Origin of the sequence: Mycobacterium kansasii ATCC 12478 (genome assembly GCF_000157895.3) — a bacterium.
GTDB classification, from domain to species: Bacteria; Actinomycetota; Actinomycetes; order Mycobacteriales; family Mycobacteriaceae; genus Mycobacterium; species Mycobacterium kansasii.
The window spans coordinates 1,147,423-1,163,052 of sequence record NC_022663.1; the positions used below are offsets into that span (position 1 = coordinate 1,147,423).

Annotated in this window: 12 protein-coding genes and 1 pseudogene; 8 read left to right on the forward strand and 5 right to left on the reverse strand. The window is 66.8% G+C overall.

Translation table 11 applies throughout. The annotated features are described in order from the left end of the window. The first annotated feature begins 74 nt into the window (after positions 1-74). Positions 75-338, forward strand: a complete 264-nt coding sequence (rpsT, locus tag MKAN_RS04890) for a 30S ribosomal protein S20 (RefSeq protein ID WP_023365759.1) — start codon at positions 75-77, stop codon at positions 336-338. A 3-nt stretch (positions 339-341) separates the two neighbouring features. Here rpsT and holA read toward each other — a convergent pair whose 3' ends face one another. Genes holA through MKAN_RS04905 form a run of 3 tightly spaced genes read right to left on the reverse strand, consistent with a single transcriptional unit; the run spans position 342 to position 3,808 of the window. Then, the gene (gene holA / locus MKAN_RS04895; protein ID WP_099184951.1) at positions 342-1,307 is read right to left on the reverse strand and encodes a DNA polymerase III subunit delta; all 966 of its coding nucleotides are present in this window, start codon (positions 1,305-1,307) and stop codon (positions 342-344) included. A 30-nt stretch (positions 1,308-1,337) separates the two neighbouring features. Beyond that, complete coding sequence (locus MKAN_RS04900; RefSeq protein ID WP_371686066.1) at positions 1,338-2,912, reverse strand: ComEC/Rec2 family competence protein; 1,575 nt, start codon at positions 2,910-2,912, stop codon at positions 1,338-1,340. Between the two features lie 14 nt (positions 2,913-2,926). Then, positions 2,927-3,808 (reverse strand): ComEA family DNA-binding protein, encoded by an 882-nt coding sequence (locus MKAN_RS04905; RefSeq protein ID WP_036392604.1) that lies wholly within the window; start codon positions 3,806-3,808, stop codon positions 2,927-2,929. A gap of 307 nt (positions 3,809-4,115) precedes the next feature. Between MKAN_RS04905 and MKAN_RS04910 the strand changes: the two genes are divergently transcribed. From MKAN_RS04910 to MKAN_RS28670, 3 genes are read left to right on the forward strand one after another with little or no spacing between them, the layout of a single operon-like run. After that, positions 4,116-5,282, forward strand: coding sequence for an acyl-CoA dehydrogenase family protein (locus MKAN_RS04910; protein ID WP_023365767.1), 1,167 nt, complete (start codon positions 4,116-4,118; stop codon positions 5,280-5,282). A gap of 7 nt (positions 5,283-5,289) precedes the next feature. Next, positions 5,290-6,399, forward strand: a complete 1,110-nt coding sequence (locus MKAN_RS04915) for an acyl-CoA dehydrogenase family protein (RefSeq protein WP_023365769.1) — start codon at positions 5,290-5,292, stop codon at positions 6,397-6,399. A 42-nt stretch (positions 6,400-6,441) separates the two neighbouring features. Further along, positions 6,442-7,014 carry a VOC family protein gene (locus tag MKAN_RS28670; RefSeq protein ID WP_023365771.1) on the forward strand — a complete coding sequence of 191 codons (573 nt, stop codon included), beginning with the start codon at positions 6,442-6,444 and terminating at the stop codon, positions 7,012-7,014. A gap of 200 nt (positions 7,015-7,214) precedes the next feature. Here MKAN_RS28670 and MKAN_RS04925 read toward each other — a convergent pair whose 3' ends face one another. Next, positions 7,215-8,345, reverse strand: a complete 1,131-nt coding sequence (locus MKAN_RS04925) for a GNAT family N-acetyltransferase (RefSeq protein ID WP_023365773.1) — start codon at positions 8,343-8,345, stop codon at positions 7,215-7,217. Positions 8,346-8,509: 164 nt separating this feature from the next. Here MKAN_RS04925 and MKAN_RS04930 point away from each other — a divergent pair. The 4 genes and pseudogenes from MKAN_RS04930 (at position 8,510) to MKAN_RS32475 (ending at position 14,787) form a co-directional block, all read left to right on the forward strand. Further along, positions 8,510-9,559 (forward strand): annotated as a pseudogene (locus MKAN_RS04930) (NAD(P)H-dependent amine dehydrogenase family protein). 165 nt (positions 9,560-9,724) lie between these two features. Continuing rightward, positions 9,725-10,153: an MmpS family transport accessory protein gene (locus tag MKAN_RS04935; protein ID WP_099184953.1), complete on the forward strand. Its 429-nt coding sequence runs from the start codon at positions 9,725-9,727 to the stop codon at positions 10,151-10,153. Next, positions 10,150-13,029: an MMPL/RND family transporter gene (locus MKAN_RS04940; protein ID WP_023365777.1), complete on the forward strand. Its 2,880-nt coding sequence runs from the start codon at positions 10,150-10,152 to the stop codon at positions 13,027-13,029. Before MKAN_RS04935 ends, MKAN_RS04940 begins: the two co-directional genes overlap by 4 nt. Before the next feature lie 231 nt (positions 13,030-13,260). Next, the gene (locus MKAN_RS32475) at positions 13,261-14,787 is read left to right on the forward strand and encodes a PecA family PE domain-processing aspartic protease (RefSeq protein ID WP_023365779.1); all 1,527 of its coding nucleotides are present in this window, start codon (positions 13,261-13,263) and stop codon (positions 14,785-14,787) included. Between the two features lie 11 nt (positions 14,788-14,798). Here MKAN_RS32475 and MKAN_RS04950 read toward each other — a convergent pair whose 3' ends face one another. Continuing rightward, positions 14,799-15,629, reverse strand: coding sequence for a DegV family protein (locus MKAN_RS04950; RefSeq protein WP_023365781.1), 831 nt, complete (start codon positions 15,627-15,629; stop codon positions 14,799-14,801). Between the last annotated feature and the right edge of the window lies 1 nt (position 15,630).

Genomic DNA, 15,630 nt, shown 5'->3' on the forward strand with positions numbered 1-15,630 from the left:
TGCTAACCTGAGCAGTCGTTGTCGGGCGACTGGGGCGCCCGAGCAATCCCCGAATCGACATAAGGAATCAACGCGTGGCCAACATCAAGTCGCAGCAAAAGCGCAACCGGACCAACGAACGCGCCCGACTGCGCAACAAGTCGGTGAAGTCGTCGCTGCGTACCGCTGTCCGGGCGTTTCGCGAGGCCGCACACGCCGGCGACAAAGAGAAGGCCGCGGAGCTCCTGGTGTCGACCAACCGCAAGTTGGACAAGGCGGCCAGCAAGGGCGTGATCCACAAGAACCAGGCGGCCAACAAGAAGTCGGCCCTGGCGCGGACCCTCAACAAGCTGGGCTGAGTCCTAGCCGCGGTCGGCGACCAACTCGGCCACCTTCCTGACCGCGGATTCCAGCGCATAGTCGGCGTCGGCCACGGCCCCTTTGACGTTGGCGTTCAGTTCGGCGACCAGCTTCATCGCCGTCGCCACCTTGTCGCGTGACCAGCGCCGCGCCTGCTTTTGCGCCTTCTGCACCCGCCAGGGCGGCATGCCCAGTTGCGCCGCCAGCCGGTACGGGTCGCCGGACAACGGGCCCACCCGGCCGATCGTGTGCACCGCTTCGGCCAGCGCGTCGGCCAGCACCACCAGCGGCTCGCCGCGCATCATGGCCCAGCGCAGCGCTTCGGCGGCTCCGGCCACATCGCCGGTGACGGCCTTGTCGGCGATGTCGAAGCCCTTCACTTCGGCCTTGCCGCTGTGATAGCGGCGAACCGCCGCCACGTCGACGTGACCACCGGTGTCGGCGACCAGCTGCGAGCAGGCCGCGGCGAGTTCACGCAGTTCCGAACCGACCGCATCGAGCAACGCTGCCACGGTCTCGTCGTCGATCTTGACGCGCAGACAACGAAATTCACCGCGGACGAAGTCGAGGCGTTCGCTGAGCTTGGTGATCCGCGCGCACGGATGCACCTGCGCGCCCAGCGACTGCAGTTGACCGGCCAGGGCTTTGGCTCGCCCGCCGCCGGAGTGCACCACCACCAGCACGGTGCCCGGTGGCAGGTCGGCAGCGGTCGACGCGATCATCGCGACGGCATCCTTGCCCGCCTCTGCGGCGGCCTCCAGCACGACAATCCGCTCGTCGGCGAACAGCGAGGGGCTCAGCAACTCGGCGAGCTCATAGGTGCTGACGTCGCCGGCGCGCAGGCGGTTGATCGGCACGTCATCGGCGCCCGGGCCGGCGCCGGCTCCCGCGCGTTGCCGCGCCGACCGCAGTATCTCCCCGACCGCCCGTTCGACCAGCAGTTCTTCGTCGCCCAGGACCAAATGCAACGGCGAAATCTCGCTCACCCCACGATGGTGTCATGTGGGACCGACCAGACCGGCCAGCGACCAGGCCAGTAGGCATCCCAGGGCGGCCACCAGCGCCCAACTCGTCGCAAGACGAAACCACCGGAATCGCCACAGGGCAACCGCCAGCACGGTGACGCCGCCGACGAGCAGCGCGCCGGCCGGGCCCTCGGGGACCGGCACCGTCGCCATCGGCACACCGGCCGCCCAATGCGCCACCCGCAACACCCACCACATCTCCGGCCCGGTGAAGCGGATCAACAGCTGCGCCCCGGCTGGCCACAGGACGGCCAGCAGGGCTGCCGCGCTGCCCAACACGGTGATCGGGGCGATCACCGCTGTGACCGCGAGGTTGGCGAACACCGCAACCAGGCTGAATCGGCCGGAGATCGCCGCTACCAGCGGAGCCGTCACCACCTGCGCGGCCGCGGCGACGGCCAGCGCATCCGCCAGCGGTTTGGGCAAGCCCCGCGCGACCAAGCGGCGCGACCACAGCGGAGCGATGACGACCAGCCCGGCCGTCGCCACCACCGACAACGCGAAACCCATATCGACGGCCAGCTGGGGTGCCGTGGCCATCAGCACCAGCACGCTGGCCGACAGCGCCGGAATCGCCTGTCGCCGCCGCGAAGACAGCATTCCCGCCAGGCCGATCGCGCCCATCACGGCCGCCCGCAACACGCTGGCCGTCGGCTGCACCACGACGACGAATGCCGCCAGTGCTGCCACGGTCAGCCCGACGGCCGCGCGCAGCCCGACCAGCCGTGCCGAAAACAGCACTGCCGCACACACGATCGTGACGTTGGCACCCGACACCGCCGTCAGATGCGTCATCCCTGCCGCGCGGAATTCCCGGCCGGTCGCCGGGCCGATTGCCGAGGTGTCGCCGAGCACCAGCGCGGGCAGCATCGCGGCCTGATCGCCAGGCAACACCTCCCGAACCGCGGCGGCAAACCGGCCGCGAACGGTGTGTGCGGCCCGGTACACCGCACCCGCACGACCCGCGCACACGGTTCGCGGCCGGCCCGCCGCGGTGAGCACCGCGACCGTCAGGTCCCGGCGCGTCGGCCGGGTGATGCGCGCGGTGAACCGCACCGGCTGGCCTGCCATCAGCTCGCCGAATTCCGACGCCCGTGCGAAAACGACTACCCGGCCCGATATTTCGTCGTCCCGTAGCCGTTGGATGGTCGCCCGGAAGATCAATCGGCCGGCCCCCAGCGACAGGGCGGTTTCGCTGGGCGTGACGGTCACCGGCGCGGACGTTCCGAACGCCGCACTGATCGGGTGGCGCCCGACCGCATCGGCTCGCAACGCGATCGCGAATCCATACCCGGCGCCCACCACACCGACCGCCACCAGGGCGGCGCTGATGGCGCGCAGTTGGGGCGGGCACTTCGGCCGGCGCGCGGCGTGCCACCACAGCGCGGCCGAGCCGGTAGCCACCATCAGGCAGCAGGATGCGCACGGCCGGCCGACCGGCCACCCGATCCCCGCCGCGGTCACCACCCAACTGGTCAGCGCGGCCGGAACCAGGCGCACATCCAGCCGCGCCGCAGCGCCGGGAACGGGGTCGACGGGCCCGGTCAGGGGGTGCACCGGCGTCAGACACGGACCAGGGACCGCAGTTTTTCCAGCCGCGCCGGGCCGATGCCGTCGACGTCGGCGAGCTGGTCGACGCTGGTGAACCTGCCGTTGGCCTGCCGCCACGCGACGATCGCGGCGGCGGTGACCGGGCCGACGCCGGGTAGCGTGTCCAGCTGCTCCACCGTCGCGGTGTTCAGATCGAGCACCTCGGCCGGCTTGGAGCTCGGCTGGGTGCCCGGATGAGGAGCGCCGGAAGTGGCCGGTCCCGGCGCCGGGGTGCCCGCGCCGATCGAACTGCGCAGCGTAATCGGTTGCCCCGGAACCGGCGCCAGCCCGACCACGATCTGTTCCCCGTCGACCAGCTGGCGAGCCATGTTCAGGGCGATGGTGTCCGCACCGTCGACCGCGCCGCCGGCGGCCTGCAGGGCGTCGGCGATCCGCGCACCCGGAGCCAAGGTGACCAGTCCCGGGGTGTGCACCAGTCCGACGACGCTGACCACCACCGGCCGGTCCGGGCCGGGCGGCTGCCCCGGGGTCGCCGACGGTCTCGGGCCGCTTCCCGACGGCCCTGAAACCCGTTCCACCGCGGGAAGTTTGGCCGACATTACCGGAGCAGGCCGGTCGCGCAGCAACGTGAACACGGTGACCAGTACCGCAAGGGCCGCGACCAGCGCCAACGCGATGGCACCGGCACGTCCCGGATCTGCGCGCACCTTGGCCAGCCATCCATGGCTGCCGGTTGTCGCCGGAAGCCAGCGCGGCAACAGCGAGTTCGGGTCGTCGTCCGGGCCTTCATCGGCGCTCTCGGCTTCGACGGCAGCCGGGTTGGCGGCCGGCCGGCAATCCGGGTCGGCGCCAAGCCGGCGATGCAAGCGCTCGGCAGGCAGTTCAGTTCGCATGGCGCCGACGGTAGGTGCGTCGACCGCCACCACGATCCCCGACCACCGCGTCGCGACGCCTGTCTGTGGATGAAACCAGGGCTGTGAATGCGTGACCTCATCCGTACCGTCCGCGGCCTATCACATTTGGCTCGCCGGCTCCCTCTGGTGGCGGCGCGACCGAGGCTGACCACGGCCGCGCCACCCCGGTTGACGTTCGGCCCCGCCCGACGCCTAACGTGCAGGGCAGGATTGCCGGTGGCCATGCGGATGGTTCCAGCTCCACGAGGGGCACGCACCGGCGGTCACCCGACACAGGAGGCTACCGATGAAGCTGGCGCTGACGACCGACGAAGCCGCCTTCCGCGACGAGCTTCGCACCTTCTACACCACGCAGATCCCCCAAGACATTCGTGACCGGGTGCGCCGCGGCGACTCGCTGAGCAAGGACGACATCGTCGGCTGCCAGAAGATCCTCAACGATCACGGGCTGGCGGTACCGAATTGGCCGGTCGATTGGGGCGGTAAGGACTGGACACCCACCCAACACCAAATCTGGGCCGACGAGATGCAACTGGCGTGTGTCCCGGAACCGCTGAACTTCAACACCAAGATGGTGGGGCCGGTGATCGCCGAATTCGGCTCCCAGGAGATCAAGCAGCGGTTCCTGCCGCCGACGGCCAGCATCGACATCTGGTGGTGCCAGGGCTTCTCGGAGCCGGAGGCGGGTTCCGACCTCGCCTCGCTGCGCACCACCGCGGTCCGCGACGGCGACAGTTACGTGGTCAACGGACAGAAGACGTGGACGACGCTGGGCCAGTACGCGGACTGGATTTTCTGCCTGGTGCGCACCGACCCGCAAGCGCCCAAACGCCAGGCCGGCATCTCGTTTCTGCTCATCGACATGGCCACGCCCGGCATTACCCTGCGGCCGATCAAGACGATCGACGGCGGCCACGAGGTCAACGAGGTCTTTTTCTCCGACGTCCGGGTACCCGTCGATCAGCTTGTCGGACAAGAGAATCAGGGTTGGACATACGCGAAGTTCCTGTTGGGCAACGAGCGCACCGGAATCGCCGGGGTGGGCCGCACCAAGGTGCGCCTGGCCGAGGTGAAAAAGCATGCCGCGCAGACGGGCTTGCTGCACGATCCGCTGTTCGCGGCACGACTGGCCGAAGCCGAAAACGAGCTGCTGGCACTGGAACTCACCCAGGCCCGGGTGGTGTCGGACTCCGCAGACGGTAAGCCGAACCCGGCATCGTCGGTGCTCAAGCTCCGCGGCAGCCAACTGCAACAGATCGCCACCGAGTTACTGGTCGAGGTGGCCGGTCCCGATGCGCTGCCGGCAGACGGCTCCCACGGCGACGAGATCGCTTCGCCGACTTGGGCACAAACCAGCGCGGCCCGCTACCTCAACTACCGCAAGACGTCCATCTACGGCGGCAGTAACGAAGTGCAGCGCAACATCATCGCGTCCACCATTCTGGGATTGTGAGGCAGTCATGGATTTTCAGCTGAGCCACGAGCAGACGCTGCTGCGTGACACCACCCGCGACCTGTTGTCGCGCAGTTACGACGCGGAGAGCCGCAACAAGGTCATCGGCACCGAGCTCGGCTGGAGCCGCGAGGTGTGGAGCCAACTCGCCGACACCGGGATCTTGAGCCTCGGATTCGACCCGGCCGAGTCCGGGCAGATCGAGATCATGGTCGTGATGACCGAAGTCGGGCGGCGGCTGGCGCCCGAACCCGTGGTACATGCCGCGCTGGCACCGGGTGCGCTCATCGCCGAGCTGGGCAACGACGCACAGCTACAGCTGCTCGACGACGTCGCCGCCGGGCAGCTGCTGCTGGCGTTCGCGCACCAGGAGCCCGGCCACCGGACGCCATCCGCCGATATCTCGACTCGCGCTGTGCGGCAAGGAGATTCGTGGCTGCTCAGCGGACATAAGAATCCGGTGCTGGCCGGTGACTGCGCCGACACGCTGGTGGTCAGCGCCGCACTGCCCGACGGTGGCGTGGGGTTGTTCCTGGTCGACGCCGAGACTGTCACCCGGCACCCGTACCCGACATTCGACGCCCACCGCGGCGCCCAGATTGACCTGGACCAGACGCCCGGTGAACCTCTGGGCGAGGCCGCTGAAGACGCGTCATCGGCGATCCGCGACGCCATCATTCGCATCCAGTCGGCATTGTGCTCGGAAGCGGTCGGCGCGATGTCCGAAGCCCTGCGCCTGACCACCGATTACCTCAAGACCCGCAAGCAATTCGGCGTCACGCTCAACAAGTTCCAGGCGCTGACCCAGCGTGCCGCCGACATGTACGTCTCGCTGGAAATGGCCCGCAGCATGGATCTCTACGCAGCGATGTCGATCGCCGACGGCAACCTCGACCCGCTGATCGCGTCCCGGGCCAAGCTGCAGGTGGGCCGGTCCGCCCGCCACATCGCGCAGGAGTCGATCCAGTTGCACGGCGGCATCGGAATGACCGCGGAATATCCGGTGGGACACTACGCGGCCCGGCTCACCGCGATCGAGCACACTCTGGGTTCCGCCCAGGACCACCTGCACGTCCTCATCGACCACCTCGGCGACTACGAGCTTGTCCGGCTTTGAGCCAGCCGCCAACACGGGTGGCCGAACCGCCGTATCGGCGACATGACCGCGCTGACCTGGCTCGGTGTACCCGGAGATGAGCGCGCATGGACCGCACTCGGATTCACTGTCGACGACCGCGAGATCCAAATCGGCCGGGTGTGCTGTGCGCTCACCGACGAGCGTTGCTGGGGTTTCGACGAAACCCACGGCGACGCAGCAATTCTCGGGATCCCGACCACGGTTCGCCCGGCACTTGCCGGTGCGGTGCACCCGTGCGGGGTGACGCACGTCGACCACGTCGTGTATACGGTGCCCGACTTGGACACCGGAACCACCGCTCTCACAGCGACATTGGGCACCCCGCCGCGCCGCCGCTTTCATCCGCGTGGGCCAGACGGTCCGGAAATGGCGTTCTACCGTGTTGGCGAGGCATTCATCGAGGTGGTGGCCAGCGGTGCGGAGCCGGCGCTGATCGGGCTGGCATTGCGTTCTCCTGACCTGGATGCCACCGTGAGCGCGATCCGGGCCGCCGGTGGCCCGATCTCGGACCCGAAGCCCGCGGTCCAAGGCGGTCGCATCGCAACGGTATGGCACGGCCACCTGGACTGGGGTCTGGCGATCATGGGGCCATAGGAATTTCAGGATCGCTGCCCGGCCGCGCAACTGAAGCGGCGAGTGACGGGGAGCGATCGCGGCAATAATGGGTCCCGTCGCAGCGGCAGATGTGCCTTCGAAAGCGCAGACCGTCCGCTGCGGGTAATCAAAGTGAACCACCGGAAACATCGGCCGAATACGAGCTTGCCAGACTGTAGTAAGTAACGGTGGCAAGTCCTTCAGAACTCGAACGCCGTCTGGGCCGGGACGTCGCTGGCAAACGCTGCATCAAGCCGATTCACCAAGCCAGAGTCCCTGGTGCGCAGCCGGTTCGCCGCGGCCAACGTGGACGCCCGGTGCACCCCGAGGTACAGACTGCCCAGCACGTCACGACCCAGCACGACGTCCGCCGACGCATCGGTCGGGCTACAGAGGGCACGTCCATCCCGGATCTGCAGCCGATATCGCCCCCCATCCGATACACCGATCACCATGGCGAGGTCGGCACAATAGCCACGCGCCTCGAGCGCGGCCGGGATATCCATGATTCGCAGCCACAGACCGTCTTGGCGAAATGTCGGGCTGGCCAATCGCGTATCGGTGAGCAGGAACGGCAGCGGGTCGTCCGGATGGGTGATAACTCTGACTCGCTCCATCGAGTCAAGCCCCAGCAGCGCACGCCATAGGGAGATATGCGCGTCGGCGGTAACGGCTCGCAGCTCCTCGACACGCGCCAGCTTCTGATCCGTGGCGTCCACCCGATACAACGCATAGCCGTCGGTGTGCAGGAAGGCAAACAATCTTGTGTCACCGCGTGGTGAATTCGTGCATTCGCCCAGCGCGTCTTCCCAAAGCACGTCAGGACGGGCCAGCCCGCCGGGCACCTGTTGCCGCCAGCGCTCGTAGATCGCAGCGAACTCGTCGCGATGCTCGGCGGGATTCACCAACCGGACCCTTCCGCCATCGGGTGCGTCGAGGTGGAAACGGGCGAAGCGCCGGTCGAGGGTCAGCTCCTGCAGTACGGTGGCAGGCCCATAGCCGAACCGGCCGTAGATGCCGCCCTCGCTGGCATACAACGCCGCCATCGGGTACTCGGAATCGCTGATCCGACGATGCAATTCGGCGCACATCAGGCGCAGTAGTCCACGTCGCCGGTGGGTGGGGGCAACCGCGACGAAACTGAGGCCGGCCGCTGGAAGCACCGCGCCGCCGGGCACCGTCAACCGCAGGTCGAGATACAGCGCCATGCCCACCACGTCGCCACCGTCGCAACTCACCACTGCACCATCAGCGGGTACCAGACTGCGCCAGGTGTTGGCCGGACGAGGACCCATGAAGTCCGGAAAGCTGGCGGCCGCCAGGAAGTACATTGACGCCCAGTCGTCCTCCGTCGGGCTACGAAGTGTCAGGGATGTCGGTAAAGCCTTTGGCGCGGCGACGGTCACGAAACCGACTCTGGCACATACCCGTGCCCCCGCGCATCTGAATATCGCAGCAATAATGGGTCTCATCGCAACCGGCAAAGGAGCCTTAGATGAGCACGGACCGCCCAATGCGCGTGATCCAGTGGACCACCGGAAACATCGGGCGGCGATCGCTGCACGCCATCATCGACCGGCCCGACATGGAATTGGTGGGCGTGTACGCGCACGGCCCGGAAAAGGTCGGTGTCGACGCCGCGGACCTGGCCGGCTGGCCGGAGCCGACGGGCGTGCAGGCCACCAACGACATCGACGCGCTGCTGGCGCTGGGCGCCGACGCATGTTGCTATAACCCGTTGTGGCCCAACATCGATGAACTGGTGCGCTTGCTGGAATCCGGTGTCAACGTGTGCACCAGCGCGGCCTGGATCACCGGCGGCAAGCAGACACCGCAGGACCGCGAGCGCATCATCGCTGCCTGCGAACGAGGCGGCTCGACGATCTTCGGCAGCGGCGCGCATCCCGGTATGACCAACATGGTCGGCATGGTGCTCAGCGCGGCCTGTGAGCGGGTGGACTAAATCCGCATCACCGAATCGGTGGACTGTTCGACCTACGAGTCGGCGGAAACGCAGACGGCCATGGGTTTTTCGCAGGATCCCGACACCCCCGGCCTCGCCGAGAGCGTGCGGTCCGAAAGCGAGGTCTTCGCCGAATCGGCAGCCATGATGGCCGACGCGATCGGGGCGAAGCTGGACCGGGTGACCTTCGACGTGACGTTCACGGCGGCCACCGCGGATACCGATCTGGGGTTCATGAAGATCCCCGCCGGCACCGTCGGCAGCGTCTACGGCTACCACCGCGGCTGGCAGGGCGACCGCAACGTCGTCAGCGTGGGATTCAACTGGACCATGGGCAACCACGTGGTGCCGCCCAAACCGCTGGAGCACGGCCACGTCATCCAGGTATTCGGGCTGCCCAACATGCGCACCGTGCTGCACTGCCTGCCGCCGAAGGATTGGACGGAGCCGGGTTTCATGGGCCTGGGCATGATCTACACCGCGATGCCGGTCACCAACGCGGTGCCGGCGGTGGTGGCCGCGAAACCGGGGATTGTGACCCTTGCCGATCTGCCTCCCGTCACCGGCCGCGTGGCGCGCTAGCGCCGGGTCCGGCAGCCGACCGGCACCCCCGAGGAACGGTCACGTGCACTAAGAGTAAGGTGCTTAGCCAAGCAAAGGTTCTGTCTGCACCGGGCCTGGCTTACCGGGTGGGCCGCGACGACCTTTTGGCGGTGAGCGGAAGGCGGTCAAGTGAGAACGATTCGCATTACCCGCGTGACCAGGCACCTATGGATACCGCTGGTCCTGGTGATCGTGCTTGCGGTCTCCGGTTTGGTGGTGATGCGGCTGCACCGGATCTTCGGTTCCCAGGACCTCAACGCGAACGCCGGCGGCGGGATCGAGATCGTGCAATTCAACCCCAAGGTCGTCACCTATGAGGTCTTCGGCCCGCCCGGCAGCACCGCGAACATCAACTACTGGGATGCCGACGCCAACACCCACCAGGTCAACGCCGCACCGCTGCCGTGGTCGGTGACGATCTCGACGACGCTGCCCTCGGTGAGCGCCAACATCATGGCTCAGGGCGACGGCAGCCGGATCGGCTGTCGCATCACGGTCGACGGTGTCGTCCGGCAAGAGAAGAAGTCCGATGGCGTCAACCCTCAGACCTTCTGCCTGGTGAAATCCGCATGACACACGTGGAAGATGCGGCCACGAGCCCGATCAGCACCCAAGACCCCGAGACCCGCCCCAGCAGCCACCCGCACCGGCCCGTCATCCCCCACACCATCCGTATCTTCGCGGTGCCGATCATCCTGGCCTGGGTGGTGCTGACCGTCATCGTCAACGTCGCCGTGCCGCGACTGGAAGTCGTCAGCGAGGAACATTCCGCGCCGATGACGCCATTGGACGCGCCGTCGATGAAAGCGATGATGCTGTTGGGGCACAACTTCCGGGAGTTCGATTCCAACAGCACGGTCATGATCGTCCTGGAAGGTCAGCAGCCGCTGGGCGACGACGCGCACCACTACTACGACGACCTGATTCGCCAGCTGCGTCAGGACCGCACGCACGTCCAGCACATCCAGGATTTCTGGGGAGACCGGCTCACCGCGGCCGGCGCGCAGAGCGCCGACGCCAAGGGCGCCTACGTCATGCTGAACCTCGCCGGCAACCAGGGCACCACGCTGGCCAACGAATCCGTCGAGGCCGTCCGAAAGGTGATCGACCGCAACCAGCCGCCGCCCGGAGTGCGGGCCTACGTCACCGGTCCCGCCGCGCTCAGTGACGACATGCACATCATCGGTAACGCCAGCCTGGCCAAGATCACCCTGTTCACCCTCGGTGCCATCGCCATCATGCTGCTGCTGGTCTACCGCTCCATCGTCACCACGCTCGTCCAGTTGTTCATGACCGGCATCGCGCTGGCTTCCGCGCGCGGGGTGGTCGCGGTTCTGGGGTACCACAACGTCTTCGGGCTCACGACGTTTGCCGCCAATATCCTCACCATGCTGGCGATCGCCGCCGGCACCGACTACGGGATCTTCCTGGTCGGCCGCTATCAGGAGGCGCTACGGGCCGGCGAGGACCGAGAAACCGCCTACTACACCACCTTTCGCGGGGTGGCCCCGGTAGTGTTGGGCTCGGGACTGACCATCGCCGGGGCGACCTACTGCCTGAGCTTCGCGCGGCTGCCCTGGTTCAACACCATGGGCGCGCCCGTGGCGATCGGCATGCTCGTGGTGGTGTTGGCCGGGGTGACGCTGGGTCCCGCGGTGGTCTTCGTCGGCAGCCGGTTCCACCTGTTCGAGTCCCGGCGGGCGGCCCGGAAAGGCAGGCTGTGGCGGCGCGTCGGCACCGCCGTGGTGCGTTGGCCCGCACCGATTCTGGCGGTCAGCGGTGCGATCGTGCTGGTGGGCATGGTCGCGCTGCCGACCTTCAAGACCAGCTACAACGACCGCTACTACCTGCCGGCCGCAGCGCCCTCCAACCTCGGGCAAGCCGCCGCCGACCGGCATTTCTCCCAAGCGCGGATGAACCCGGACATGCTGATGATCGAGGCCGACCACGACATGCGCAATACCGCCGACATGCTGGTCTTGGACAAGGTGGCCAAGAACGTCATCCGGGTCGTCGGAATCGCCATGATCCAGGACATCACCCGACCGCTGGGCATCCCAATTCAGCACAGCTCCATACCATTCCAGAACAGCATGCAAAGCCAGACGACCATGCAGAACATGGCGTTCCTGAAGGACCGCATGGCCGACATCACCAAGATGGCCGACGAAATGCAATTCATGATCGACACGATGCAGCGCATGTACCAGGTGACCCAAGAACTTTCCAGCGCCGCCGACGACAGCGCGCGGACCACGGCGGAAACAGCCGATATCACCAACCGATTACGGGACCACATCGCCGATTTCGACGACTTCTGGCGTCCGATACGAAGCTACTTCTACTGGGAGAAGCACTGCTACGACATTCCCATCTGCTGGTCGATACGGTCGCTGTTCGACTCGTTGGACGGCTTCGACCAGCTGGCCGGGCAATTCGACGAGCTGACCGCGGACATCCAGCGCACCGCCACCGCCACCCACGAGATGCTGGTGCTGATCCCGCCGATGATCGACACCATGAAGACCACCAAGGCCCTGACGCTGACCATGCAGGCCACCTTCTCGGCAATGCTCGACCAGATGGACGAGCTGAGCAATACCGCCATCGTCATGGGGCAGAGTTTCGACGCCTCCAAGAACGACGACTTCTTCTACCTGCCACCGGAAGCCTTCGACAACCCCGACTTCCAGACCGGGCTTCGGATGTTCTTGTCGCCGGACGGCAAGTCCGCGCGCTTCTTCATCACCCACCAGGGCGATCCGATGACCCCGGAGGGAATCTCGCGCGTCGACGCCGAGCGCACCGCGGCCCAGGAGGGTCTCAAGCAGTCGTCGCTCTCGGATGCCAAGGTGTATCTCGGGGGCACCGCCGCGACGTTCAAGGACATGGCCGACGGCGAAAAGTACGATCTGATGATCGCGGTGGTGTCGGCACTGACGCTGATCTTCATGATCATGCTGTTGCTCACCCGAAGCGTGGTCGCCGCGCTGGTTATCGTCGGCACCGCGGCCAGCTCGATCGCCGCGTCCTTCGGGTTGTCGGTGCTGATTTGGCAAGATCTGTTCGGCTTCAAGATCCACTGGATCGTGGCGGCGCTGTCGGTCATCATCCTGCTGGCCGTGGGGTCCGACTACAACCTGCTGTTGGTCTCGCGTTTCCGCGAGGAGATCCATGCCGGACTCAAGACCGGAACCATCCGCTCCATGGCCGGCACCGGCGGGGTGGTGACGGCCGCGGGTCTGGTGTTCGCCTTCACCATGGCCGCCATGCTGGGCAGCGAATTGCGGGTGCTCGGCCAGTTCGGGTCGACGGTCTGTATCGGGCTGCTGCTCGACACGTTGATCGTGCGCACCCTGCTGATGCCGTCGATCGCCACGCTGCTGGGCCGCTGGTTCTGGTGGCCGCAGGTGGTCCACCCGCGCGGTCACAATGCACGGCGAGCGTAACGTTCTAGAAAATCGTTCGGGTACTTTGGTTTTCAAGTCCTGCGCGGTCGATGCGGGATCGATAACCACAACAGGTGGCTTGGTTCCTCCGCACAGCCACGCCGAACCTATTTTCATGCAACCGTGTACAAGCCACTGCAGGCGATATCAGAATAATTTCATCGCTGTTTCATCGCCGATGCAGATCCTCATCTGGCGACGGCACAAGTGTTGGCGGACGGGAGGTACGAGATGTCGTTCGTGAGCGTGGCGCCCGAGCCGGCGGCGGTCGCGACGACGGACCTGACCCGTATCGGCTCAGCAATCAGCGCCGCGAACAGCGCCGCCGTCGTCCCGACGACCGCGCTGCTGTCCGCCGGCGCCGATGAGGTCTCGGCAGTGATGGCCACGCTGTTTGCCGAATACGGTCGCCAGTATCAGGCGCTGGCCGGACAGGTCGCGGCATCATATGACCAATTCACCCGCACGGTGCTGGCGGGCGTGAATGCCTATGCCGCCGCCGAGGTCGCCAACATCACCCAGCTTGCGACAAACGTGGCGAACGCGGTCAATGAGCCGGTTCTGGAGCTGACCGGCCGCCCGCTGTTCGGCAACGGCGCCGACGGGTACACCAACGCTCAAGGCGTGGGGACGGCCGGCAAGCCCGGCGGCTGGCTGTACGGCAACGGCGGAACCGGCGGCATCAGCACGCGGGCCGGAGTGCCCGGGGGGGCCGGCGGGGCAGCGGGTCTGATCGGCACCGGCGGTACCGGCGGCAGCAGCGTTTACGGTGGGGCGCCCGGAGGTGCCGGCGGGCCCGCGATCCTGATCGGTGACGGCGGCACCGGCGGGGCCAGCGGTCCCGGCGGCGTCGGCGGCATTGGCGGCCGTGCCGGTTTGCTGTGGGGGCACACCGGCACCGCCGGCATCAGCACCCTGCTTTCCCCGAACCAAACTCTGATCTATGTGGATCAATACGGCAACCCGCTGCTCAACATCTCGGTGGGCGGCGGACCAAGTCTGCCCGTCATCGTCGACTCCGGCTCCACCGGACTCTTGGTCCCACCGCAATATGTCAATGTGGCGGCTCTCGGCCCGCCCACCGGGACGGGCTCCGTCAGTTACGGCCTCAGCAACACCGGTCGCCTCTACATCGACTACCAGACATATCAAACGACCGTGAATTTCGGGAACGGAATTGTCAGCCCGTCGGCCACCGTTGCGGTCGCCACCTCCGCATATCTGGGTACGCCAAGCCACCCCATCGACCCTTCGTTGTTACCCGCCTATCTGGGCGTGGGTCCCAACAACATGTTTCCGTTCGCCACGCCCACAAATGCGGCTTTGCCGGTCGGCATGAATCAGGGTGTGCTCATCAATATGCCTCGCGGTTTGCTGGAGTTCGGCCCAAATTCACTGCCGCCCATCGTCCAGCTCAATGGAGCGCCGGGAACCATGGTTCAGGTGCAGATCAACAACGGGCTGCCGCAGACCGTTCCCGCATACATCGATTCCGGCGGCGTGGGCGGAACCATCCCACAATCGTTGGTGCCTGACCTGGCGGTCGGCAATCACCTTCCCGAAGGCACAACCATCACGGTCACCACGATCAACGGTGTGCCCCTCTACACGCAGACGGTCACTGCTGCCAACTCCCCAACCGTTGTGTCCTCGGGCAATCCGTTCAATACCGGGAATTACCCCTTCTCCATCGGGCCGATCTATATCTGGAACGATCCCAGCCCGATAGGAACGACGGTCTTTGACCGACTGGCCTGACCGCTTCAGCGCTAACGGTCAACGTGCAGGCAGACTGCGACCGCCCCGGCGCCCACGTGTACCGCCAGCACCGGCCCCAAGTCGGTCACGATTGCCGGCTCACCCGCCGGGAGCCGCCGGGCCAGCTCCGCCGCCACTTCCCCGGCGCCGCCGGAGTTGGCGACGTGATGCACCGCAACAGCAGCAGGGCCTTCGCCCACCACCTCGCACACCCTGTCGATCATCGCCGCCATCGCGTGTTTGACCGTGCGAACACGTTGGGCCAGAACAAGTTTCCCGTCGTCGATGCGAAGTATCGGCTTGAGCGCCAGCGCGGTACCCAGCCATGCCTTGGCTCCGCCGATCCGCCCGCTGCGGCGCAGGTTGTCCAGCCGGTGTACGACGATGAACGCTTGCGTACGCCGCACCGCTTCCTGGGCGGCGCGAGCAACGGCATCCAGGTCATTGCCGGCCGCCGCGGCACGCGCGGCAGCCAGCACCGTGAATCCGGTGCCCATCGCCGCCGACTTCGAGTCGATGACCCGCACGGCCGGGCCGAGGCCGGCCGCGGTCAGCTCGGCGGCACGGCAGGTTCCCGACAGTCCCGACGAGATATGTACCGCCACCACGCCGTCGCCGTCGCTGTCGGCCAGCGCCTGCCGGTAGGCGGCATCCAGCTCGGCTGGGGTGGCCGCGGCGGTGGTGGCGTGGCGCTGGTAGATGTCGGCGGGTATCTCATCGACACCGTCGCGAAGGTCGGCGCCGTCGAGCAGGATATGCAGCGGCACTTCGCGTATCGCCCAGGTGTCGCGCAGGTCGGCAGGTAGGCGCGCCGACGTATCCGTCACCACCACGACGGACATG